This is a genomic window from Brucella cytisi (assembly GCF_038433355.1).
Classification (GTDB): Bacteria; Pseudomonadota; Alphaproteobacteria; order Rhizobiales; family Rhizobiaceae; genus Brucella; species Brucella cytisi.
This window is the reverse complement of sequence record NZ_JBCAUP010000014.1, coordinates 1-20,744: the sequence shown is the minus strand read 5'-3', so window position 1 is coordinate 20,744 and position 20,744 is coordinate 1. Positions and strand designations below refer to the sequence as shown.

Sequence of the window (20,744 nt, the reverse complement as noted above, 5' to 3'; positions counted from 1 at the left end):
CTCCTGATCTTTGTTGGAGCATGATCTGTTCCGAAAACCGGTTTCCACTTTTCGGGATCATGCTATTTCTCGCGTCCGGCGCGGAAGATACGGTCGAGCACGATGGCGACCACGACGATAACAAGTCCAGCCTCGAAACCGAGTGCGGTATTGACCGAATTCAAGGCCCGGACAACCGGTACGCCAAGGCCGTCGGCGCCGACAAGGGCTGCAATGACCACCATCGAAAGCGACAGCATGATTGTCTGAGTCAGACCGGCAAGAATTTGCGGCATGGCATAAGGCAGCTCAATCTTCCACAAGAGCTGAGAACGCGACGCACCGAACGCTTCACCCGCTTCGATCAGCGATGAGGGCGTGGACGATATGCCGAGGTGGGTCAATCGCACCGGCGCAGGCAGAACGAAGATTGCCGTTGCAAGCAGGCCCGGCACCATACCGATGCCGAAGAAGACAATGGCCGGGATCAGGTAGACGAATGTCGGCAGGGTCTGCATCAGATCGAGCACAGGACGCATTGCGGCGTAAAGCGCGGGGCGATGGGCTGCGGCGATGCCGAGCGGCACGCCGATGGCCATGCAGAGAAAGCAAGCTGACAAAACGAGGGTCAGGGTTTCGAGCGTTCGATCCCAGTAACCCTGATTGATGATGAACAGGAAGCCGATCACGGTCAGCACGACCACCGAGATACGACGCTGGATCAGCCACGCGATGACAGCGAAGATTGCGATGAGAAGCAGAGGGTGCGGGAGCTTGAGAAGAAAAAGCAGCCCGTCAATGAGGCTCTGCATGACGGCGGCGAGGGTATCGAAAAAGCCGCCCATATTGTCCGTCAGCCAGTCCACCACGGATTTGGCGGTCGGTCCGACAGGGATCTTGTAGTCCGTCAGCCAGTTCAACGATCAAGTCTCCTGCTGCGTGCTAGAGCATTTCCGGCAAAGGTGCGATGCGATTTGCGTAGGATAATGCGTAAAACAAAGAGAAAGGGTGCGGGCATCCTTGAAACTGCCGGGCCGCGTTTGTCACCGCCCGGCAGCATGTCGGGATTAAAGACCGAGTGCCGCCTTTACGGCTGGCAGGCCTTCCTTGCCGTCGACGGTGGTTACACCGGCGAGCCACTGGTCGAGAGCGCCCGGATTGGCTTTCAGCCAGTTGGTCGCAGCCTTCGAAGGCTCTTCGCCATCATCGAGAATCTTGCCCATGATGTCGTTTTCGATATCGAGCTTGAATTCCAGATTGGTGAGGAACTTGCCAACATTCGGGCATTCCTGCGTGTAGCCGGTGCGAACGTTGGTTTCGACCTTGGCGCCGCCGAGATTGGGGCCGAAGAAATCGTCGCCACCGGTGAGATACGCGATTTCGAAACGCTTGTTCATGGGGTGCGGTTCCCATGCCAGGAACACGACTGGTTCCTTGCTCTTGATGCTGCGCGCAACCTGCGCCAGCATACCCTGTTCGGACGATTCCGCCAGCTCGAACGACTTGAGGCCGAAGGCATCCTTGCCGATCATATCGAGGATCAGGCGATTGCCGTCATTGCCCGGCTCGATGCCGTAGATCTTGCCGCCGAGCTTATCCTTGAACGTGGCGATGTCCTTGAAGTCCTTGAGGCCTTCGTCATAGGCGTATTTCGGCACGGCGAGCGTGTATTTCGCGCCGGTCAGATTGGTGCGCAGTGTCTCGACGGTCTTGTTGTCCAGATAAGGCTGGAGGTCGGCGGTCATGGACGGGTTCCAATAGCCGAGGAAGACGTCGATATCCTTTTTGCTCAGTGACGCATAGGTCACCGGCACGGAGAGAACCTTGATGTCGGTTTTGTAGCCGAGACCTTTCAGGATTTCTGTCGCCACCGCCGTCGTCGAAGTGATGTCAGTCCAGCCGACATCCGAGAAGCGGACGGTCGAGCAGCTTTCAGGTTCGGCGGCGAAACCGGTTGCAGGCGCGCTTAGCATTGCCGTTCCCGTGGCAAGCCCACCCAAGGCAAGCGTAAGCATATAGGTCGATACGGACTTCATTGTTCTCTCCATTTACCGGGCCGTTTTGACGGATTGATTGTTTTTCCGGTTCCAGCTTTAGCAAACACCAAAGATTGCGCCATTCAAGTACCACAGCGGCGAAAATGTTCTCGATTGCGACGTTGGTCGCAGTTTCCGGCGGAAAACCGTTTCGCACCTGACTTGAAACTGCTGTCACTCATCATTTTCCGGAACCGTCGGCCAAGGGGAAACGGGCTGGATTGCCACGCATTTGGCCGAAGCGAGTTGGCGCCATGTTACGGATCGGCCCTCGGGATTCAACCCTGTCAGCGGAAAATGACGGATAAAATCAGTTGGATGACCGTTCCAGGTTGTCGAAAAGATGAGCACACTCTATTTGAGAGCGTGAAGCCTTTTCAGGTTTGGCTGCTTGCGAACGGGACTTGTAATGCATAGGTCCATGGGCGATGCAGAAGCGATGGAAAGCCCGGATTTTCGGGCAAAAGGAAGGATTTTTTACAGTGTGGAATGCAGTAAAGGGCGTTTTTTCCTTCCTGGGCCGTTTCATCGCCGCGCTTGCTCGCCTGATTGCCATTCCGCTCGGCGGTTTGTGGCGGCTTTTCCTGCGGCTCGGAATTTTGTGGAAAGTTGCGGTTGCGGTCGTCGTGATCGGTCTTGGCGGTCTTTACGTCTATTTCATCTGGCAGACTCAGGTATGGACGAATTTCGATCCCGACTATCCGGCCAAGTACAGCTATCAGGATGCGACCACGCCCGGCGAAGAGGTAAAGGCGCAGGCCGCACCGGCTGAAGCGCCGTCCACCGCAGCACCCGTGGAACAGCCTGCTGCCACGCCTGAAACCAATCAGACTGGCGATGCGGCTCCCGCGAATCAGTCGGTTCAGGCGGCACAAATCCCGTCTTCGGCTCGCAAATGCTCACGCTCGGCGATAGCGGAAGTTGCCGCTGATCTCACCGATTTCAACGTGAACCAGAACGCGTGGATTTCATCCATGCTGCTCTACAAGACCGGTCTTTTCGGGCTGGACTGGGATCGCACGCCATTCCTCGACAACAAGGCGTCGTTCCAGCGCGGCATTAATGCAGCGGTACGCCGTACCGCGATTGAACTCGTCGACAATATCGGCCGTCTGCGCGGCACGTCGCAGATCGACGGCGATCTGCAAAAGGCGCGAGGTAATCTGCAGTTTGCCGAAGATTCCTGGTATTTCGGCCTGAGCCCGTTCGGCCCGAAGACGCCGACGCCGAGCTATTACCGTTCGGCGATCAAGGATCTGCGCTCCTTCAACGGACGGCTTGAAAACTGTCAGGCTACCTTCGATGCCCGCGCCGACAATCTGATCCAGTTTGTCGACCGTATCGCAAGCGACCTCGGTTCGACTTCGGCCATCCTCAAGGACCGTGCCGAGAATTACCACGCCGGCTGGTTCGATACGCGTGCAGATGACCGTTTCTGGTTCGCCTATGGTCAGCTCTATGCCTATTACGGCCTGCTGCGCGCCGCACATTCGGATTTCCGCGGCGTTCTGGCCGAGAAGCACCTCGACGGTGTGTGGGACGAGATGGAAAAGCAGATGCGTGCCGCGCTCGACATGCAGCCTTTCATCGTTTCCAACGGTAGTCCGGATGCATGGTTCACGCCGTCGCATCTGACTACGATGGGCTTCTACATTCTGCGTGTCCGTTCGAATCTGGTCGATGTGAAACAGGTTCTGGAGCGCTGACCGGCAATGGAACTGCCAGCTTCATTGCGACAGGCGGTGGATGCTGCGCTTGAGGGCGTGGCATTGGCCGATCTGAAGCGCGCATCTGAAATGCTTTCACGCCGTTACCGCGCCGAGACGCGGGACGGACGCATGCATATTTCCGATGATCTTGCCGCGAAGGCCTATCTGGCAGCACGTTTGCCTGCGACCTATGCGGCGGTTCGCGCCAGTATGGACAGTGCAGCAGAGGTTTGTCCCGATTTCGCGCCGCAATCCATGCTCGATGTGGGTGCAGGACCGGGAACCGCCCTTTGGGCGGCAAAGCAATGCTGGCCCATGCTTCATTCGGCAACGATGATCGAGGCAAGCCCTGCGATCAGAGCTGTGGGCAGCGATCTTTCGCAAAATTGCGGATTTTCCGACCTCGACTGGCGGGCAGGGGATGTAGTTCGGGAGAAACTTGATTTTCCGCAAGCCGATCTCGTGACCATTGCCTATGTGCTTGACGAGCTTGCTCCTGAAAAGCGGCAGGCACTGATTGAGCGCTTGTGGGCGTCGGCACGGCAAATGCTGGTGATCGTGGAACCCGGCACACCGGCAGGCTGGCAGCGCATTCTCGATGCACGCCGGGCGCTTATTGCGGAAGGCGCAAACATTGCAGCGCCTTGTCCGCACCAGCTCGATTGCCCGCTGGTCACCCCTGATTGGTGCCATTTTTCGCGCCGCGTTGCGCGCTCGCGTATTCATCGTCTGACCAAGGAAGCCGAAGTGCCGTGGGAGAATGAGAAGTTCATCTATCTTGCTGCGGTGCGCGAGACGGTCGATGAAGTGGAAGTGCGGGTTATCGCGCCGACACGGGTTGGCGGCGGCAAAGTTTCGGTTAAGCTCTGCAAGGATGACGGCAGGGCGGAAGAACGCCTTCTGACCAAGCGCGACGGCGATCTGTTCCGTTGGGCACGTCGCGCCGACTGGAACGATGCATTATTGAAAGATTGAGCTGGAACCAAAGCCCGGAACCAAAGCGATGAAGATCAGTCTGGTCCAGTTACGTTTGCTTGAAGTTGTCGCGGAAACCGGCAGTGTCGGTGCTGCTGCGCGGCGCTTGCGGCTCACGCAATCGGGAGCCAGTCAGGCGATTGCGACATTGGAAAAAATCCTCGGGGTCGACGTGCTGGCGCGAAAGCGCGATGGAGCCGTCCTGACGGCGTTCGGGCAATCGATCCTTGCCGATACCAAGGCCGCCCTCGCGGCAGTCGACCGGATAGAACTGCAGGCACGGTGCAGTGCTTCCAGCGCGCCCGAACGGCTGCGCGTCGCGGCAATTCCAAGTCAGCTTGAATATGTTCTGCCCGGTCTGCGAAAGACGTTTCAGCGGCTTTATCCCGGCATTGAATTCAGCGCTTTCGAGGGCGGGCACGACGATGTGAGTCTATGGGTGCGCGATGGTATTGCCGATCTCGGCATTACATCGCTGCCGACGCCCGAGCTTGAAGCACGGGAAGTTGGCCGTGAAGAACTTGTCGTGGTGGGACGGCGTGATGACCCCTTCATGAGCAACGACACAATCACTGCCGGGGACCTGCGGGATCGCCAGTTGATCGCCGCAGCAGGCTGCGAAATGATTATCGACAGGATCATTCATGGCGATGGCGAAATGCGCAGCGAGCAGGTGCGCACCCGCGACGTTGCCACGGTGCTGGAAATGGTGCGCCATGGCATCGGCACGACGCTTCTGTCAGAAATCAGTCTGCCGGGGGCCGATCTGCATGGATTGCGGGCGCGCCGCCTCAATCCGCCGACGTTTCGCACCGTCTATATTGTTTTTCGGGCCGACAGTCCGGTCCGGCATCTGGTCGAACGGTTCTGCGACGTGGCGCAGGACGCCAGAAGCAGAGCGGCATAAGAAACTCTAATATCTCATATCTCGCTTATCCGTGACGCTCGCGCATATCAGGGATGCAATAGTCTGCGCTCTTCCCTCATCCTGCAGCGAGTGACCATGACGGCAATTACCGAAACCACCCCGACAAGCCCGACTTCCGATACCATACGCGGTCTGGCCTGGGGGCTGTCCGGGGTTCTCGTGTGGTCCGGTTCGTTCGTCCTGACCCGTTTCGGGTTCAAGACCGCACTGACGCCTTTCGACATCATTGCGTTGCGTTTCGGCGTGGCGGGGCTGGTGCTGTTGCCGGTGGTTCTGATGAAAGGGTTCGGCTTTCGCAAGCTCGGTCCGCTCGGCTTTGTGCTTCTGGTTTCCGGAGCAGGTGTTCCCTATGCGCTGCTGACCACCTGTGGTCTGCAATATGCTCCGGCATCCCATGCAGCAGCACTCATTCCGGGGCTGATGACAGCAATGGTTGCCGTTCTGGGCATGGCGCTTCTCAAGGAACGTCTTGCGCCGTCGCGCTGGTCCGGGGTCGTGCTGATCCTGATCGGCGCCATGCTGATCGCCGGTCTGTCGCAACTGGGCGGACCGGAAATGCTCGGGCACTTTTTCTTTCTCGTCGCGGCACTCGTGTGGGCGATTTATGTCATGGTGTTTCGCAGAAAGGGAATGGACGGGCTGCATGCGACCGCTATCGCGGCCGTCACCTCGGCAATTGTCTATCTGCCGATCTATATGCTCTTCCTGCCCAAGGGGCTTGGCGCGACATCCTGGGGTGATATTGCCCTGCAGGGTTTCTATCAGGGCGTACTTACTTCGGCCTTTGGCGTCTTTGCCTTCAACCGTGCCGTTGTGCTGCTGGGAACGGCGGCAGGGGCAGCGCTATCAGCACTGATCCCTGTCGTCACTCTGGTTCTGGCGCTTGTTCTTCTGGGCGAGGTGCCCGGTTGGACCGACACGCTCGCCGCCTTCCTGATCAGTCTCGGCGTGCTGGCACTGAACAGGAAGGGCAGGAAGCGTATGGCATCATGAAGCCTGCAGGACTGGCCTTGCAGCAGGACGGTTGATGATGAACACCATGGCCGCAGCGGCAAAACACATGGCACCGGCGAGGATCAGGGCAGGGGTGTAGCTGTCATAGTCGGTACGCACGAGCCCGGCGAAAGCGGCTGCGGCTGCGGCACCGATCTGATGGCCGGTGAACACCCAGCCGAAAACCAGCCCGGCCTTTTCCGGGCCGAAACGCTCGGCGGCGAGCTTGACGGTTGGCGGCACGGTCGCCACCCAGTCCAGCCCGTAAAAGACGGCGAACAATGCCAGTTCGTAGACGGTGAAGTCGGTGAAGGTCAGATAGATCAGCGAGAGACCGCGCAGCGCATAGAACCAGAACAGAAGCCAGCGATTGTCGAACCGGTCGGAAAGCCAGCCGGACATGATCGTTCCGATCAGGTCGAATGCGCCGATCACGGCAAGGATGCCAGCCGCACCGACCGGCGCAATTCCGAAATCACCGCAAAGTGTGATCCAGTGCGTCTGGATCAGGCCGTTTGTGGAAAAGCCGCAAACGAAGAAGGTCAGGAACAGGACCCAGAAAGTTGCCGTTGAAGACGCTTCGCGCAACGTGACGAGGGGTGAGGCCAGCATGGTGCCGAAGCTCATTCTGGGTCCGGGTGCCGGGAGCGGTGCCGTGCGACCGTAAGGCTTCAAGCCGATATCCGCCGGATGGTCACGCATCAAAGCGAGAACCAGCACAAGCGCGGCAACAAGGAAGCAGACGACGATGGTGAGCGACGTTCGCCAGCCGATGGTCTGGCTGACACTGGCAAGGATCGGCATGAAGACGAGCTGGCCGGTGGCATTACTGGCTGTCATCAGGCCGACGACCAGACCGCGCCGCTTTTCGAACCAGCGTGCTGCAACGGTTGCACCGAGCACGAGCGCCGTCATGCCGGTGCCAAGGCCGATGACCACGCCCCAGAGCGCAACCATCTGCCATTCCTCAGTCATGAAAATGGAACCGACAAGCCCCAGTGAAATCATGACGAGAGCGGCTGCAACCACGCGGCGCAGGCCGAACTGGTTCATGAAGGCTGCCGCAAACGGCCCCATCAGGCCGAAAAGAACGAGGCGAAGCGCCATTGCGAACGAGATATTCGCATTCGTCCAGCCGAATTCACGCTGGAGCGGTTCGATCAGGATACCCGCAGACCCCATGGCAGCTGCTGTCGCCAGCATGGTCAGGAAGGTGATGGCGGCGACGACCCATCCGTAATGGATGTTCCTCTGGGCGAGAAAGCTGGCAAGGCGGGCAGAAATCATCTTTGGCGCTTTCGGGTTCAAGCTGGTTTCAAGCTGGCTTTTGGCCAGTCATACGTTTGATGGCGAAACCGTTCGCTCCATAACGGGCGTGTGGCTTCAGGTCATTGTTTTCAGTCAAGGGACAACCGGTCTTCGGTCAATCGAGGCTGCGTAACAGGCTTTCCAGCTGTTCCACGCCATCCTCTCCCAGCCTGGCTTCGATTTCTTCCTGCGCCTGATCCCAGAGCGGGCCGCCGCGTTCCACAAGATCGCGACCGTCTGCCGTCAGCGTTACGCTGGTCTCGCGATGGTCGTCGCTGGCCGCAGGCTCGATCAGCCCCATGCGCTGCAGAACCTTCGCATTGCGGCCCATGGTCGACCGATCCAGCTCGGACAGATGTGCAAGCTCGGTCAGCGAGATGGAACCCGCACGACGGATTTTTCGCAACGTACTGAACTGCGCGACATTGATGCCAAGCGGCGCCAGAGCGTTGTCATAGACGCTCGATGTCTTGCGGGCTGCCTGGCGCAGAAGGATACAAAAACACGGATGTGACATATTGCGGGTATATACCCGTAAATAAGCGATAGCAAGTTGGAAGTGAAAAGTAGGGAGTTCGTTGCTGCCATTCTGCTGACAGCAACGATGTCTTCAGGAAGGGCTTGTCGCCGGTTCAGACGGCGATATAGGCGGTTTCCTTCACTTCCTCCATCACGGCGTAAGTGTGCGATTCCCGCACGCCGGGCAGAGAAAGAAGCGCCTCCGAAAGGAAACGCCGATAGTGATCCATGTCGGATACACGGGCTTTGACGAGATAATCGAAGCCGCCCGCAACCATGTGGCATTCCAGAATGTCGGGATTGTTGCGGGTGAAGGTCGAGAAGGTTTCAAAGACTTCCGGCGTGGTGCGATCAAGCTTGATCTCGATAAAGACCAGCATGGCCCGGTCGAGCATCTTGGGTGAAAGCCGTGCCGAATAGCCGAGAATATACCCTTCGCGGGTCAGTCGTTTGACGCGTTCGGCAGTTGCCGTCTGCGAGAGATTTATGCGATCGGCCAGTTCGGTATTGGTCAGACGCCCGTTCTCCTGAAGGGCGCGCAAAATACTCCTGTCCATCGCATCGAGATTCTTCATCAGTTGTCCCCAATGGCCGCTTATGTGTGACGGCTCTGTTCTTGATTTTTGCATATGTGTTTGAGTTGCCACGGAAATCAATCCGAAATCGGTCCCCGACGCAAGATGAAACTTGTTGGGTGGTCCTACAAATTTTTGAACTACTCGGATGAATTCGGCTTAAACGTAAGCATATATGCAAATAACAATCACAGGTTGTAAATTATGCGCAACCTGTGATAAGGATAGTGCGCATACTGAAAGTTATATTGCACCTGTAAATTTTGGCATGGGGTAAGGGGTGTTTGAAACTGGAGGAATCGTCCCATTCCTTCCGTTTCGTTTATCCCGGTTCTGAGGAAATCCGGACAGCCCCAAACTGTCCGGATTTTCTTTTGCGAGACCTGTGGAACTTTGTCCCGAAGATGGCCTGCGTGGCACATTTGGGTGGCTGAATTTTCCGGTTGCAAGCGAACACATTGAACGCTAACAGTACGTCCATGAACATTTCGCGCAATATCGTCATCAACGGTTGGTGGTGGGCCCGCTAAAAGCGGCCACGCAGGCGTTTGTGCATTTGCGTTTAGAAAACAGGCCGCTGGGATTATCCGGGCGGCCTTTTTGTTTGGCTGTTTGAATAAGACTGGCGGGGAAACCGGGTTCTGGAAATATTCGGAAACAGTTGAGATTTGGGATAGCCGATCATGAATGCGAAGATTGCGGATAGCGAGATATTCCAGCACGAGACGGCAGGCGGCATCGTCGTCGAGCGCGTGCGTCACCTCACTGCCTATAAGGGCGCGATCGAGACCTATATCGATGCGCTGAACGAACGGCGTGGTGCGGTGTTTTCGTCGAACTACGAATATCCGGGCCGCTATACGCGATGGGACACGGCTATCGTCGATCCTCCGGTGGTCATCACCTCGCGCGCCCGCACCATGCGCATCGAAGCGCTGAATGCCCGCGGCGTCATTCTTCTGCGGCCTATCCTGGACACAGTGAAGGCGCTTGCCGAGGTGGCGGTCGACAAGGCCGAAGAAAACCGCATTGAGCTGACCATTGCCGAGCCGAGCGGAACCTTCACCGAGGAAGAGCGCTCGCGTATGCCTTCGGTCTTCACCGTTCTGCGCGCCATTGTCGGTCTGTTCTTCTCTGAGGAAGACGCCAATCTCGGCCTCTACGGTGCCTTCGGTTACGATCTGGCGTTCCAGTTCGATCCCGTTCAGTACAAGCTGAAGCGTCCCGACGATCAGCGCGATCTGGTGCTGTTCATTCCTGATGAAATCTTCGTGGCCGATCACTATGCGGCGCGTGCCTGGGTGGATCGTTATGAATTCGCCTGCGGTGGCTCATCCACGCATGGTCTCGCACGGGCAACGCCTGCACAGGCCTTCAAACCATCGGAAGCCAAGCTTGCGCGCGGCGATCACAATCCGGGCGAATATGCGAAACTCGTAGAGCGCGCCAAGGAAAGCTTCAAGCGCGGCGACCTCTTTGAAGTGGTCCCGGGCCAGACCTTCTATGAGCGCTGCCATACCGCGCCATCGGAAATCTTCCGCCGGTTGAAGACGATTAATCCGTCGCCCTATTCGTTCTTCATCAATCTGGGTGACAACGAATATCTGGTCGGCGCATCGCCGGAAATGTTTGTGCGGGTCAACGGACGGCGTATCGAAACCTGCCCCATCTCCGGCACGATCAAGCGCGGCGAAGATGCGATTTCGGATTCGGAACAGATTCTGAAACTGCTGAATTCCAAGAAGGATGAATCCGAGCTGACGATGTGCTCGGACGTGGACCGCAACGACAAGAGCCGTGTCTGCGAGCCGGGTTCTGTACGCGTCATCGGTCGCCGTCAGATCGAGATGTATTCGCGCCTGATCCATACGGTCGATCATATTGAAGGGCGGCTTCGCGACGGCATGGATGCTTTCGACGGGTTCCTCAGCCATGCATGGGCTGTGACCGTGACCGGCGCACCGAAGCTGTGGGCGATGCGTTTCCTCGAGGAAAACGAACGTAGCCCGCGTGCATGGTATGGCGGCGCCATCGGCATGATGCACTTCAATGGAGACATGAACACCGGCCTGACGCTGCGCACCATCCGCGTGAAGGATGGCGTGGCCGAAATTCGGGCTGGTGCAACGCTTCTGTTCGATTCCAATCCGGAAGAGGAAGAAGCCGAAACCGAATTGAAAGCATCGGCGATGATCTCGGCTGTGCGTGAAGCACAGAAGAGCAATCAAATTGCCGAAGAACGCGTGGCGGCAAAGGTGGGTGAGGGGATATCGATCCTGCTGGTTGATCATGAAGATTCCTTCGTGCACACGCTCGCCAATTATTTCCGCCAGACCGGCGCTACGGTCTCGACGGTGCGTTCGCCTGTTGCCGAAGATGTGTTCGACAGGGTCAAGCCTGACCTCGTGGTTCTGTCACCCGGACCGGGCACGCCGCAGGATTTCGATTGCAAGGCGACCATCGACAAGGCGCGCAAGCGGGAACTGCCGATCTTCGGTGTCTGCCTTGGATTGCAGGCACTGGCAGAAGCCTATGGCGGTACGCTGCGCCAGTTGCGTATTCCGATGCACGGCAAGCCGTCGCGCATTCGCGTGTCGAAGCCGGAGCGGATATTCTCGGGCCTGCCAAAAGAAGTGACGGTCGGGCGCTATCATTCGATCTTCGCCGATCCGGAACGTCTGCCGGACGATTTCCTGGTCACAGCGGAAACGGAAGACGGTGTCATCATGGCTTTCGAGCACAAGGAGGAACCGGTTGCCGCCGTTCAGTTCCATCCGGAATCCATCATGACCCTTGGTCATAATGCCGGAATGCGCATGATCGAGAATGTGGTGACGCATCTGGCGGGCAAGAACAAGGCGCGCCGTACCAACTACTGATCGAACGCTTTTCGTTCCGATTTCGAGCCAGCCGCAGCCATCGCTGCGGTTGGCTTTTTTGTGCGCTTGCTATGCTTGCCCATTGCCTGCTTTGGCAACTCATTTGCAACTGTAATGCCTTGCATTTGCAGGAGAAAATTAAATGCCGTAACTGAAAAAACAGGGGTACGAAGTTTCGCTTTTCTGGGGTATAGAACGGCGGTGAATTGCTGCTGCATATGCCAGATGCGTTGTGGATGTGTCCCGCGCGCTGGAGCGTATCCCGAAAAGTGTGAAACGGTTTTCGGATCAGATGCGCGGTTCAAAACAAACACGTAGAGCGCCGATCTGATTCAATCAGATCGAATCGCGCTCTAGCAAATGAGTGAAGGGCTGTGCGTAGGCCCGTCTCGGTTTCGGGACAAGATAACGATATTCAAAGGTTCATCATGGACGCGAGTGCAAAGGTTCGGCGGCTTGCCGCTTGGTCTATTCCCGTTGCTTTTGGTGTGATGGGTCTGAAATATCTGGCCTATGCATTGACCGGTTCCGTGGCCCTTTATTCGGACGCGCTGGAATCCATCGTCAATGTGATCGCGGCAATCGGCGCTTGGTGGGCCATTCGTGTCAGCTATCTGCCAGCCGATGACAATCATCCCTTCGGTCATCACAAGGCTGAGTATATTTCGGCTGTTGTGGAAGGCGTTCTGATTACGGTCGCCGCACTTTTGATCTTCCGCGAAGCCTGGTTTGCGCTTCAATCACCGCGAACGCTCGATGAACCCTGGCTTGGCCTTGGCATCAACACGGTAGCCGCAGTCATAAACGGCTTGTGGGCATCATTGTTGATTCGCACTGGTCGCAAGTTCCGCTCACCTGCGCTGGAAGCCGATGGCAAGCACATCATGACCGATGTGTTCACCTCCGTGGGCGTTCTGGTCGGTCTTGTCGGTGCGGTCGTGACCGGTTGGGCCATACTCGATCCGCTGCTTGCTATTCTGGTGGCAATCAACATTCTCTGGCAGGGCTGGCATGTCATCAATTCCTCGGTGCAGGGATTGATGGATATCGGCGTCGAGCCGACCGAGGAAATGCGCATTCGCGATGTGATTTCGGCCAATGCGGGCGGCGCTATCGAAGTTCATGACCTGAAGACCCGTATCGCTGGCCGTGTCACCTTCATCGAGTTTCATCTGGTCGTTGCGGCGGAAATGAGCGTCGGCGATGCCCATGTGATTTGCGACCGTATCGAAGATGCCCTGAAGAAGCAGATCGACAGCGCGCGCGTGGTGATCCACGTCGAGCCGGAGGATGAGGCCAAGCTGCCGCCGGGAACCAGCGCGGTGCCCTTCGCCTGAATGAAATACTGTCTTGCACAGTACAAATCGCGCGTGTAAAAGCTTTTCCATGACGATCAGAAACGCAACATCCTTGGAACATTCCGCAGCTGCCTTCGGCGCGCGCGTTGATGTTTGCGTTCTAAACTCGCTTCTTACCCTCGGCCTTAGCGGCGATCGCCGGGCTCGCTGAAAGGAGCGTCCGGCGGTCGATCTCCGGTCGCAGGCCTGTGCTCCTTTCCAGAAAACCCTTATAATCGATCAGTAGTATCCGCGCTTGACGGGCTTGAATGCCGTCGAAAGCCGGGAGGAAACGAAAATGAATCAGTCCGTCGCCACGCCGCAATCGAAATCCATTTCCGAGCGCAAAGGCATGCCTACTGCAGGCAGCAAATATTCGCCTTTCCCGGTTCCGCAGCTCGATGACCGCACCTGGCCGTCCAAGCGTATCGAAAAGGCACCGATCTGGTGTTCGGTCGATCTGCGTGATGGCAATCAGGCCTTGATCGACCCCATGGGCCATGACCGCAAGGAGCGCATGTTCCGCCTGCTGGTCGATATGGGTTTCCCGGAAATCGAAATCGGTTTTCCGTCTGCTTCGCAGACGGATTTCGATTTCTGCCGCTGGGCCATCGAACAGGGCAATGTTCCCGACGAAGTGGATTTGCAGGTTCTGGTCCAGTGCCGCCCAGAACTGATCACGCGCACTTTCGAAGCGCTTGAAGGGGCGAAGACCCCCATCATCCATTTCTACAATTCCACCAGTGAATTGCAGCGCCGCGTGGTCTTCGCCAAGGATGTTGGCGGTATCAAGCAGATCGCGACCGACGCTGCAAAGATGATCATGGATATGGCTGCGAAAGCGGGGGGCGGTTATCGCTTCCAGTATTCGCCCGAAAGCTTTACCGGCACTGAGCTGGATGTGGCGCTGGAAATCTGCAATGCGGTCATCGAGATCGTGAAGCCGACCGCAGACAACAAGCTGATCGTCAACCTGCCTTCGACCGTCGAGATGAACACGCCGAACATCTATGCCGACCAGATCGAATGGATGTGCCGCAACCTCGACAATCGTGAGAACCTGATTGTCTCGCTGCACCCGCATAATGACCGTGGCACGGGCATTGCTGCAACCGAACTGGGCTTGATGGCTGGTGCCGACCGCGTTGAAGGCACGTTGTTCGGCAATGGCGAACGCACCGGCAATGTCGATGTGGTGACGCTGGCGCTCAACATGTATACGCAGGGTGTGGACCCTGAGCTGGACTGCACCGACATCAACCGGATGAAGGAAGTCTATGAATATTCGAACCAGTTGAAGATTGCCGAGCGTCATCCTTATGTCGGCGAGCTGGTCTATACGGCTTTCTCCGGCTCGCATCAGGATGCGATCAACAAGGGCATGAAGGCGCGCCGTTCGGCCAATTCGCCGATCTGGGAAGTGCCCTATCTGCCGATCGACCCGCAGGATGTGGGCCGTTCCTATGAAGCGATCATTCGCATCAATTCGCAGTCGGGCAAGGGCGGTATCGCCTATATCCTGCAGGCGGATTATGGCTTGAACCTGCCGCGCAACCTGCAGGTCGAGTTCCGCGAGATCATCCAGAACATTACCGATGAAGAAGGCAAGGAACTGCCGTCGAAGCGCATTCACGAGGCGTTCCAGCAGCTCTATGTGACGCAGCCCAATGCCCGCATCAAGTTCGTCGATCATCACACCATGCCCGATCCGGAACAGAAGGGCCGTCGTATCCTGACCGCCGAAATCACCGATAACGGCGTGACCAAGAATATCGAGGGCAAGGGAACGGGACCGATTGACGGCTTTGTCGACGCGCTGTCGAAATATCTCGGCGTGAAGATGTCGGTCGTTGACTATTCCGAACATTCGCTACAGCAAGGTTCGGATGCTTCGGCCATCTCCTATGTCGAAATGGCTCATCCGGGCGGCAAGTTGTTCGGAGCCGGTATCAACGACAATATCGTCAGCGCTTCGCTGGAAGCTATTATCTCGGCTGCCAACCGGGTGATTGGTAAGTAGTTTCAATAGCATAACGCTAGTGAAAGGCGGCACATCGTGCCGCCTTTTTCCTATCTTGTGGTAATTATCAATTGTTGAGGCGGTTCACGAAAATAGCCTCCAATTATTAGCCTTTGAAATGTGATAACGTTTCATTTAGATCGATTAGTGTATTATTTAAAACTAATTGGTGTTCAATGAATCGTTTTTTACTATGTTTTGTTTCTTTAACCGTTATTTCCGGATGTGCGTCGCAGGCAAATAAAATTGAACCAAGTTACGCATCATCAGCGGCTTATGGTTCTCTTTCCTGTCGTGCTCTCAAAGAAGAAGGTGTTCGTCTTTCTGCCAGCGCGGCGACGGCGGTTGGGCGTCAAAACTCGGCAGCAAAAAATGATGCAATCAAAACAGGCGTCGGCCTGGTGTTGTTCTGGCCAGTATTGCTGTTCAATGAGGGAAATGGTGTCAAGGCTGCCGAAGTTGCTCGTCTAAAGGGCGAGATGCAGGCTCTGGAACGAGCTGCAGGACAGAAGGGGTGCAACATCACGTTCCGCAATTCTTAGAAATCAGTTGGAGCTGCCGTTCCCGGCGAAAACTGCGTCAACTTTAGGGAATCAGCCAAAATCGGACAAGAAACGGCGCTTCGGCGCCGTTTTTGTTTTGGAATTAATAAAGCACGCGCTCGTTGAGCTTGGTTATTTTCTCGCTGGCATCGGAAACGCCGTGCTCTTCCATGAGGCATGACCAGCTGCCGTCAGACCGCTTATCGATACTGAATATATTATAGCGGGCAGCCGGTTTATGGCCGCCGAAATTCTGGCTTGCAGACGGCACGCTGATAACGGGAATCTTGCCGTTCGGCCCGTCGATCTCGTAATGCGTGATAAGATGCGTATGGCCGTGAAGAACCAGCTCTGCACCGTGTTTGCGTATGATCTTCTGGAAACGGCGAATACCATAGAGGCGTTTATGGGCAGGCGTTGCACCATAGATCGGCGGATGATGGATCATCACAATACGGAAGAGCCCACGAGCGCCAGCTTCATCCAGCATTGCGGCCAGACGTTTTCCTTGTTCAGACCGGAAGTCGCCGCTCGCCATGAAGGGGGCCGTCGCACGCGCTGACGAAACGCCGATCAGCGCAACGGGTCCGCGTACGCGCATATAGGGAAATTGCGGGCGATTGTCTTTGTTGTCGATGCCGTCGCCACGCATCCACGGTTCCCACTTCCGGCACGACTTGTCGAGCGCACCCGGAACATAGGCATCATGATTGCCGGGAACGACCGATACATCGTCCGGACTACCCAGTTTGGACAACCAGTCGTGGGCAATATCGATTTCGAGATTGAGAGCCAGATTGACGAGATCGCCCGTCACCGCGATATGATCCGGCGTTTGCGCCTGCATATCATCAATGAGAGTGTCCAGCACGGTTCCGTGCATCGCGTTTTTGCGATTGCGCAGCCAGTTGATATAGCCGGTGATACGCTTCGATGCCAATTCGCGATATCGCACGCGCGGCAGAGGCGAAAGGTGTATATCGGAGATATGGGCGAGACGAAACATAAGGCCCATTTACTGGATAATGCGTGAAACCGAAACCTGTTTAGCGACTTTTTGTTGATGTCATTGCTGTTTTGGATAGAGGTATATTGCCTCGCGGAGAGACGGTATGCGCTTTCGTCATTTCATATTTCATGCTTATTTTCTAATGCGACGTCCGATGACGCTGGGCGTCAGGGCTATTGTCTTCGATGAAAAGAAGAATTCCGTTTTTCTTGTGAAGCATACCTATGTGCCCGGATGGCAACTGCCGGGCGGAGGCGTCGAACGCGGCGAGACCTTCGGGCAGGCGCTGGAAAAGGAACTGCGCGAGGAGGCCAACATCGTTCTGAAAGGCCCACCGCAGCTTTTTGCGCTTTACAAGAATGCGCATGCGTCGCCGCGCGACCACGTGGCGCTTTATGTATGCCGGAAATTCGAACAGACGGCCCCGCGTTTGCCGGACCGGGAAATCGCAGAATGCGGTTTCTTTCCTCTGGACGATTTGCCGGAAGGGACGACGCCGTCAACCAAGCGGCGTCTGCAGGAAGCGCTTCACGATCTGGAACCGCTTCCGCTTTGGTGAAGGCACATTGGCTGCGCCTTCACCGTGACATGCGTAATTTTAGAAGCGGTAGGTAACACCCGTACCGATCAGCCATGGATTGAGCTTGGCCTTGCCGCTGACTTCCGTGCCGCCGATCAGGGTGGCATCGAACTTGGGCTCCAGGAACAGCTTCTTGACGTCGAAGTTCACGCCCCAATGCTCGTTGAGCATGTAGTCGAAGCCAATCTGCAGCGCACCGCCGAATGCATTCTTGACCTTGAGATACTCAACGCCGGTCGCATCCTGATTGTAGAACATGGTGTAGTTCACGCCCGCGCCGACATAAGGCTTGAAAGCACCGAAATTGGTGAAGTGATATTGCAGGGTGAGGGTCGGAGGCAGAATCCATGCCTTGCCGATCTTGCCCAATCCGTCGATTGAACCGGCGCCATTGATATTGGCATAGGTCGTGCCGAGAATGAGTTCGGCAGCGAAATTATCGGTGAAGTAATAGGTGATGTCGAGTTCAGGTGTGATCGACTTCGAATAGTCGAGATCAGAACCCGAAATGCCGTTCACATAGCCGGAATTCTGGGGGATGACGCCGAGTGCGCGCACACGGATCTGCCATGGCGACAGGGCTTCCGGAATGGCCTGAATTTCAGATGCAGGCTGCGCTACAACGGCGTCCGCAGCAAATGCTGCCGGCGCGGCAAAGGTCAGCGCGGTTGCGGCCAGCAATCCCCTCGTGAAGCGGTTCATCTTCTCTCTCCTTAAGTCGTGTTCGGTCTTGTCAGTCTTGTTAGCCTTGGGGGGGGGTAGTGATGTGTGCAATCTGGACCGCGCAACGAAACGCCCCATTGATCGAAATCAAAGGGGCGCAAGAGATTTGAGAGAGTGCTGATGTTCTAACAATAGTGTTGCAGGAAAAACGCAGTCCCGTCTGGTCAGGCTTTCGAAAACCGATCGCGGTCATGCGGCGCAGAGAAGTCGATCTCCGGTCCGAGCGGCACAATGCCCGTCGGATTGATGTTCTTGTGGCTGCGATAATAGTGGCCCTTGATATGCTCCATGTTCACGGTCGAGGCCACGCCCGGCACCTGATAGAGTTCACGCGTGTAATTCCAAAGGTTCGGGTAATCGGCAATACGGCGCAGATTGCACTTGAAATGGCCAACATAGACCGGATCGAAACGCAAGAGCGTCGTGAACAGCCGCCAGTCCGCTTCTGTCATGCGGTCGCCGGTCAGATAACGCTGGCGCGAAAGCCGATCCTCAAGCGAATCGAGTGCCGCGAACAATTGCCCGAACGCTTCCTCATAGGCCTCCTGCGTGGTGGCGAAACCGGCGCGATAAACCCCGTTGTTGATATTGGGATAGACGAAATCGTTGAGGGCATCGATTTCACCGCGCAACGCTTCCGGGTAAAGGTCGAGCGAAGCGTCACCGAAATCGTTGAAAGCAGTGTTGAGCATGCGGATGATTTCCGCTGACTCGTTGGACACGATTGTCTGTCGCTCTTTGTCCCAGAGCACCGGCACCGTGACGCGGCCGGAATAATTTGGATCGGCACGAGTGTAGATCTCATGCAAACGCTTCGCACCGTAAAGTGCATCGCCGGTGCTGCCGGTCGTGCCGTAGAAGGTCCAGCCTTCGTCCGCCATCAGGTAGTCCACGACCGATACCGAGATGACATCTTCAAGTCCCTTCAGGGCACGGAAGATCAGCGTGCGATGCGCCCACGGACAGGCATATGAAACGTAGAGATGGTAGCGCCCAGGCTCGGCCTTGAAGCCGCCTTCGCCCGTCGGACCGGCGCTGCCGTCTGCCGTTACCCAGTTGCGGAATTGCGATTTAGAACGTTCAAAACGGCCTTTCGTGCTCTCGGTGTCGTACCAGACATCGTGCCACTTGCCATCGACCAGAAGTCCCATGTGATTTCTCCAATGAAAGAACACAAGGGATAAAACACCAGCGTTGGCGGCGTTTCCTTGGGTTCTGGTTGTGTTTTGACCGGCGTTGGCGCCGATCGGCATAGTCTTTTTTCCCGCAGGACAAAGGTGCCCTTCGGTTCTCGAACCGTTCTCCAATTCGTGACCCTGATGCCTTCTTGGCTTCGGTCACAGAGTGGCGTTCGGCTCCCGGTTTCCCATTCTCCTTTAAGAGCGCAGTCCGGCGTTGCCGGGCTCGCTAGCAAATCATCAGGACAACCGGGATATCGTCGACGCGCCTTCCGTGGTGGTGATGCCGCGCGGCTCGTAAGCGCGCTGGTCACGCAGAATCTGGAAGGCGATCGTCAAAAGCTTGCGCGCGATGGCAACCCGCGCCTTGTTTGTTCCTCTGATCTTCAATTGTTCATACTGGGTGCGAAGCTGCGCATCGCTCGCGATGGCAGGCGCGACCGCCTCGACGAGGGCCCAGCGCAGCCACTTGTTGCCCTGCTTGATGATCTTGCCGTGATAAGTCTTGCCACCGGAGGAATAGGTCGATGGCACAAGCCCGGCGTAGGCAGCAAACTTCCTGGCATTGCGGAAGCGGCTGACGTCGTCGATCTCGGCATCGATCAGCCGGGCGAAGAACTCGCCAATGCCGGGGATCGTCTTCAACAGCTTCACATTGGCATTGGCCTTGGTCATCACCCGGATCGTCGTTTCCGACTGCTTGATCCGCTCGTTGATGTCGCCGATGAACGCGAGGCCGCGGTCGATTTGGACACGGTCAATGTCCGAGACGTTCACTTCGGCAAGCTGGATGCGGTCGGCCTTGCCAAACAGGTCGCCGAGTTTCTTCAGCTGGGCTGTTTGCTCCGGATACCGGTCAAACACCGTGACGATCCGGTTCTTGGTCATCGTGCGCAGTCTTACGTAAAACATCCGTTCGCGCAGCGCGACGCGAAGCTCCCGAGATTTTTCGCTGGGTGCCCAAGCCTCCGGCACCAGGTCGGCCCGCAGCAGATGCGCCAGTACCGTCGCATCGATCTTGTCGGTCTTGATCTTGGCGTCGGCGATCGCCTTGACCTTCAACGGGTGGGCGAGAACGACATCATCACAAATGTCGTCGAGCCAATCATACATCACCATCCAGTTGCGCGTCGCCTCGATGACCGCATGCGAGTTCTCGCGGTAGCGTTCGAGGAACCCGCCAAGCGAATGGCGATCGTTCTTAACCCGGCCGGAGCGCAGCGTCTTGCCGCTACTGTCCTGGACCACCAGGTGGCTGTAGGATTTGTGGTAATCGACGCCGATATGGTAATCATAAGAGGCAGTCATGCTTTCAACTCCCTTGTTGAGATCTGCGAAACCCCAACAGGATAAGCCGAAAGGCTGGAAGTGTGACTGTCCCTCGATCATTACCTGCATCTCACTGATCCGTTCTCTCAACGGGCGCGGCCTCTTTCATGCCACCTCCTTTTGCA

At 56.7% G+C, this 20,744-nt stretch carries 19 protein-coding genes; 9 read left to right on the top strand and 10 right to left on the bottom strand.

The features are described 5' to 3' along the window. Positions 1–62 precede the first annotated feature (62 nt). On the bottom strand, positions 63–899 hold the full coding sequence (gene choW, locus AAE521_RS14870) for a choline ABC transporter permease subunit (RefSeq protein ID WP_012091632.1): 837 nt from the start codon (positions 897–899) through the stop codon (positions 63–65). Between the two features lie 147 nt (positions 900–1,046). Then, positions 1,047–2,015, bottom strand: a complete 969-nt coding sequence (locus AAE521_RS14865; RefSeq protein ID WP_342061726.1) for a choline ABC transporter substrate-binding protein — start codon at positions 2,013–2,015, stop codon at positions 1,047–1,049. Between the two features lie 428 nt (positions 2,016–2,443). Between AAE521_RS14865 and AAE521_RS14860 the strand changes: the two genes are divergently transcribed. From AAE521_RS14860 to AAE521_RS14845, 4 genes are all read left to right on the top strand, one after another. Continuing rightward, entirely contained in the window at positions 2,444–3,721 is a 1,278-nt protein-coding gene (locus AAE521_RS14860) for a DUF2333 family protein (protein WP_342061725.1), read from the top strand. A 6-nt stretch (positions 3,722–3,727) separates the two neighbouring features. Beyond that, positions 3,728–4,699 (top strand): small ribosomal subunit Rsm22 family protein, encoded by a 972-nt coding sequence (locus AAE521_RS14855; RefSeq protein WP_342061724.1) that lies wholly within the window; start codon positions 3,728–3,730, stop codon positions 4,697–4,699. A gap of 28 nt (positions 4,700–4,727) precedes the next feature. Next, the gene (locus tag AAE521_RS14850; protein ID WP_342061723.1) at positions 4,728–5,606 is read left to right on the top strand and encodes a LysR family transcriptional regulator; all 879 of its coding nucleotides are present in this window, start codon (positions 4,728–4,730) and stop codon (positions 5,604–5,606) included. A gap of 96 nt (positions 5,607–5,702) precedes the next feature. Continuing rightward, positions 5,703–6,620 (top strand): DMT family transporter, encoded by a 918-nt coding sequence (locus tag AAE521_RS14845; protein WP_342061722.1) that lies wholly within the window; start codon positions 5,703–5,705, stop codon positions 6,618–6,620. Here the strand turns inward: AAE521_RS14845 and AAE521_RS14840 are convergent. The 3 genes from AAE521_RS14840 to AAE521_RS14830 all read right to left on the bottom strand — a co-directional run bounded on the left by AAE521_RS14840 (position 6,615) and on the right by AAE521_RS14830 (position 9,022). Continuing rightward, a complete protein-coding gene (locus tag AAE521_RS14840; RefSeq protein ID WP_342061721.1) occupies positions 6,615–7,907 on the bottom strand; it encodes an MFS transporter in 1,293 nt (430 codons plus the stop codon). The genes AAE521_RS14845 and AAE521_RS14840 overlap by 6 nt on opposite strands. Before the next feature lie 136 nt (positions 7,908–8,043). Then, positions 8,044–8,445: a MarR family winged helix-turn-helix transcriptional regulator gene (locus AAE521_RS14835; protein ID WP_012091638.1), complete on the bottom strand. Its 402-nt coding sequence runs from the start codon at positions 8,443–8,445 to the stop codon at positions 8,044–8,046. A gap of 115 nt (positions 8,446–8,560) precedes the next feature. Further along, a complete protein-coding gene (locus tag AAE521_RS14830; RefSeq protein WP_006472719.1) occupies positions 8,561–9,022 on the bottom strand; it encodes an Lrp/AsnC ligand binding domain-containing protein in 462 nt (153 codons plus the stop codon). Between the two features lie 683 nt (positions 9,023–9,705). Between AAE521_RS14830 and AAE521_RS14825 the strand changes: the two genes are divergently transcribed. Continuing rightward, entirely contained in the window at positions 9,706–11,901 is a 2,196-nt protein-coding gene (locus tag AAE521_RS14825) for an anthranilate synthase component I (RefSeq protein ID WP_342061720.1), read from the top strand. On the opposite strand, the gene AAE521_RS14820 is transcribed toward AAE521_RS14825, so the two are convergent. Next, on the bottom strand, positions 11,895–12,215 hold the full coding sequence (locus AAE521_RS14820) for a hypothetical protein (protein WP_125300050.1): 321 nt from the start codon (positions 12,213–12,215) through the stop codon (positions 11,895–11,897). The genes AAE521_RS14825 and AAE521_RS14820 overlap by 7 nt on opposite strands. 114 nt (positions 12,216–12,329) lie before the next feature. On the opposite strand from AAE521_RS14820, the gene AAE521_RS14815 reads away from it, so the two are divergent. From AAE521_RS14815 to AAE521_RS14805, 3 genes are all read left to right on the top strand, one after another. After that, positions 12,330–13,238 (top strand): cation diffusion facilitator family transporter, encoded by a 909-nt coding sequence (locus tag AAE521_RS14815; RefSeq protein WP_010659582.1) that lies wholly within the window; start codon positions 12,330–12,332, stop codon positions 13,236–13,238. A 298-nt stretch (positions 13,239–13,536) separates the two neighbouring features. Continuing rightward, a complete protein-coding gene (leuA, locus tag AAE521_RS14810) occupies positions 13,537–15,258 on the top strand; it encodes a 2-isopropylmalate synthase (protein WP_342061719.1) in 1,722 nt (573 codons plus the stop codon). 176 nt (positions 15,259–15,434) lie between these two features. Beyond that, entirely contained in the window at positions 15,435–15,800 is a 366-nt protein-coding gene (locus AAE521_RS14805; protein ID WP_342061718.1) for a hypothetical protein, read from the top strand. Positions 15,801–15,903: 103 nt separating this feature from the next. Here the strand turns inward: AAE521_RS14805 and AAE521_RS14800 are convergent, their stop codons facing one another. Further along, positions 15,904–16,806, bottom strand: coding sequence for a metallophosphoesterase family protein (locus tag AAE521_RS14800; RefSeq protein ID WP_342061717.1), 903 nt, complete (start codon positions 16,804–16,806; stop codon positions 15,904–15,906). Positions 16,807–16,912: 106 nt separating this feature from the next. Here AAE521_RS14800 and AAE521_RS14795 point away from each other — a divergent pair, with 106 nt between their 5' ends. After that, complete coding sequence (locus AAE521_RS14795) at positions 16,913–17,368, top strand: NUDIX domain-containing protein (RefSeq protein WP_342061716.1); 456 nt, start codon at positions 16,913–16,915, stop codon at positions 17,366–17,368. Positions 17,369–17,407: 39 nt separating this feature from the next. Here the strand turns inward: AAE521_RS14795 and AAE521_RS14790 are convergent, their stop codons facing one another. From AAE521_RS14790 to AAE521_RS14780, 3 genes are all read right to left on the bottom strand, one after another. Further along, on the bottom strand, positions 17,408–18,091 hold the full coding sequence (locus AAE521_RS14790; protein WP_012091644.1) for an OmpW/AlkL family protein: 684 nt from the start codon (positions 18,089–18,091) through the stop codon (positions 17,408–17,410). Between the two features lie 185 nt (positions 18,092–18,276). After that, a complete protein-coding gene (locus tag AAE521_RS14785) occupies positions 18,277–19,263 on the bottom strand; it encodes a glutathione S-transferase family protein (RefSeq protein WP_342061715.1) in 987 nt (328 codons plus the stop codon). Between the two features lie 267 nt (positions 19,264–19,530). Beyond that, a complete protein-coding gene (locus AAE521_RS14780; protein ID WP_342061714.1) occupies positions 19,531–20,598 on the bottom strand; it encodes an IS110 family RNA-guided transposase in 1,068 nt (355 codons plus the stop codon). Between the last annotated feature and the right edge of the window lie 146 nt (positions 20,599–20,744).

What these genes read in the sequence shown, in the direction of transcription:
- AAE521_RS14865 (WP_342061726.1), bottom strand. Translation starts at nt 2,015, where the DNA reads ATGAAGTCCGTATCGACCTATATGCTTACGCTTGCCTTGGGTGGGCTT.
- AAE521_RS14860 (WP_342061725.1), top strand. Translation starts at nt 2,444, where the DNA reads ATGCAGAAGCGATGGAAAGCCCGGATTTTCGGGCAAAAGGAAGGATTT.
- AAE521_RS14855 (WP_342061724.1), top strand. Translation starts at nt 3,728, where the DNA reads ATGGAACTGCCAGCTTCATTGCGACAGGCGGTGGATGCTGCGCTTGAG.
- AAE521_RS14850 (WP_342061723.1), top strand. Translation starts at nt 4,728, where the DNA reads ATGAAGATCAGTCTGGTCCAGTTACGTTTGCTTGAAGTTGTCGCGGAA.
- AAE521_RS14845 (WP_342061722.1), top strand. Translation starts at nt 5,703, where the DNA reads ATGACGGCAATTACCGAAACCACCCCGACAAGCCCGACTTCCGATACC.
- AAE521_RS14840 (WP_342061721.1), bottom strand. Translation starts at nt 7,907, where the DNA reads ATGATTTCTGCCCGCCTTGCCAGCTTTCTCGCCCAGAGGAACATCCAT.
- AAE521_RS14835 (WP_012091638.1), bottom strand. Translation starts at nt 8,445, where the DNA reads ATGTCACATCCGTGTTTTTGTATCCTTCTGCGCCAGGCAGCCCGCAAG.
- AAE521_RS14830 (WP_006472719.1), bottom strand. Translation starts at nt 9,022, where the DNA reads ATGAAGAATCTCGATGCGATGGACAGGAGTATTTTGCGCGCCCTTCAG.
- AAE521_RS14825 (WP_342061720.1), top strand. Translation starts at nt 9,706, where the DNA reads ATGAATGCGAAGATTGCGGATAGCGAGATATTCCAGCACGAGACGGCA.
- AAE521_RS14815 (WP_010659582.1), top strand. Translation starts at nt 12,330, where the DNA reads ATGGACGCGAGTGCAAAGGTTCGGCGGCTTGCCGCTTGGTCTATTCCC.
- leuA (WP_342061719.1), top strand. Translation starts at nt 13,537, where the DNA reads ATGAATCAGTCCGTCGCCACGCCGCAATCGAAATCCATTTCCGAGCGC.
- AAE521_RS14805 (WP_342061718.1), top strand. Translation starts at nt 15,435, where the DNA reads ATGAATCGTTTTTTACTATGTTTTGTTTCTTTAACCGTTATTTCCGGA.
- AAE521_RS14800 (WP_342061717.1), bottom strand. Translation starts at nt 16,806, where the DNA reads ATGTTTCGTCTCGCCCATATCTCCGATATACACCTTTCGCCTCTGCCG.
- AAE521_RS14795 (WP_342061716.1), top strand. Translation starts at nt 16,913, where the DNA reads ATGCGCTTTCGTCATTTCATATTTCATGCTTATTTTCTAATGCGACGT.
- AAE521_RS14790 (WP_012091644.1), bottom strand. Translation starts at nt 18,091, where the DNA reads ATGAACCGCTTCACGAGGGGATTGCTGGCCGCAACCGCGCTGACCTTT.
- AAE521_RS14785 (WP_342061715.1), bottom strand. Translation starts at nt 19,263, where the DNA reads ATGGGACTTCTGGTCGATGGCAAGTGGCACGATGTCTGGTACGACACC.
- AAE521_RS14780 (WP_342061714.1), bottom strand. Translation starts at nt 20,598, where the DNA reads ATGACTGCCTCTTATGATTACCATATCGGCGTCGATTACCACAAATCC.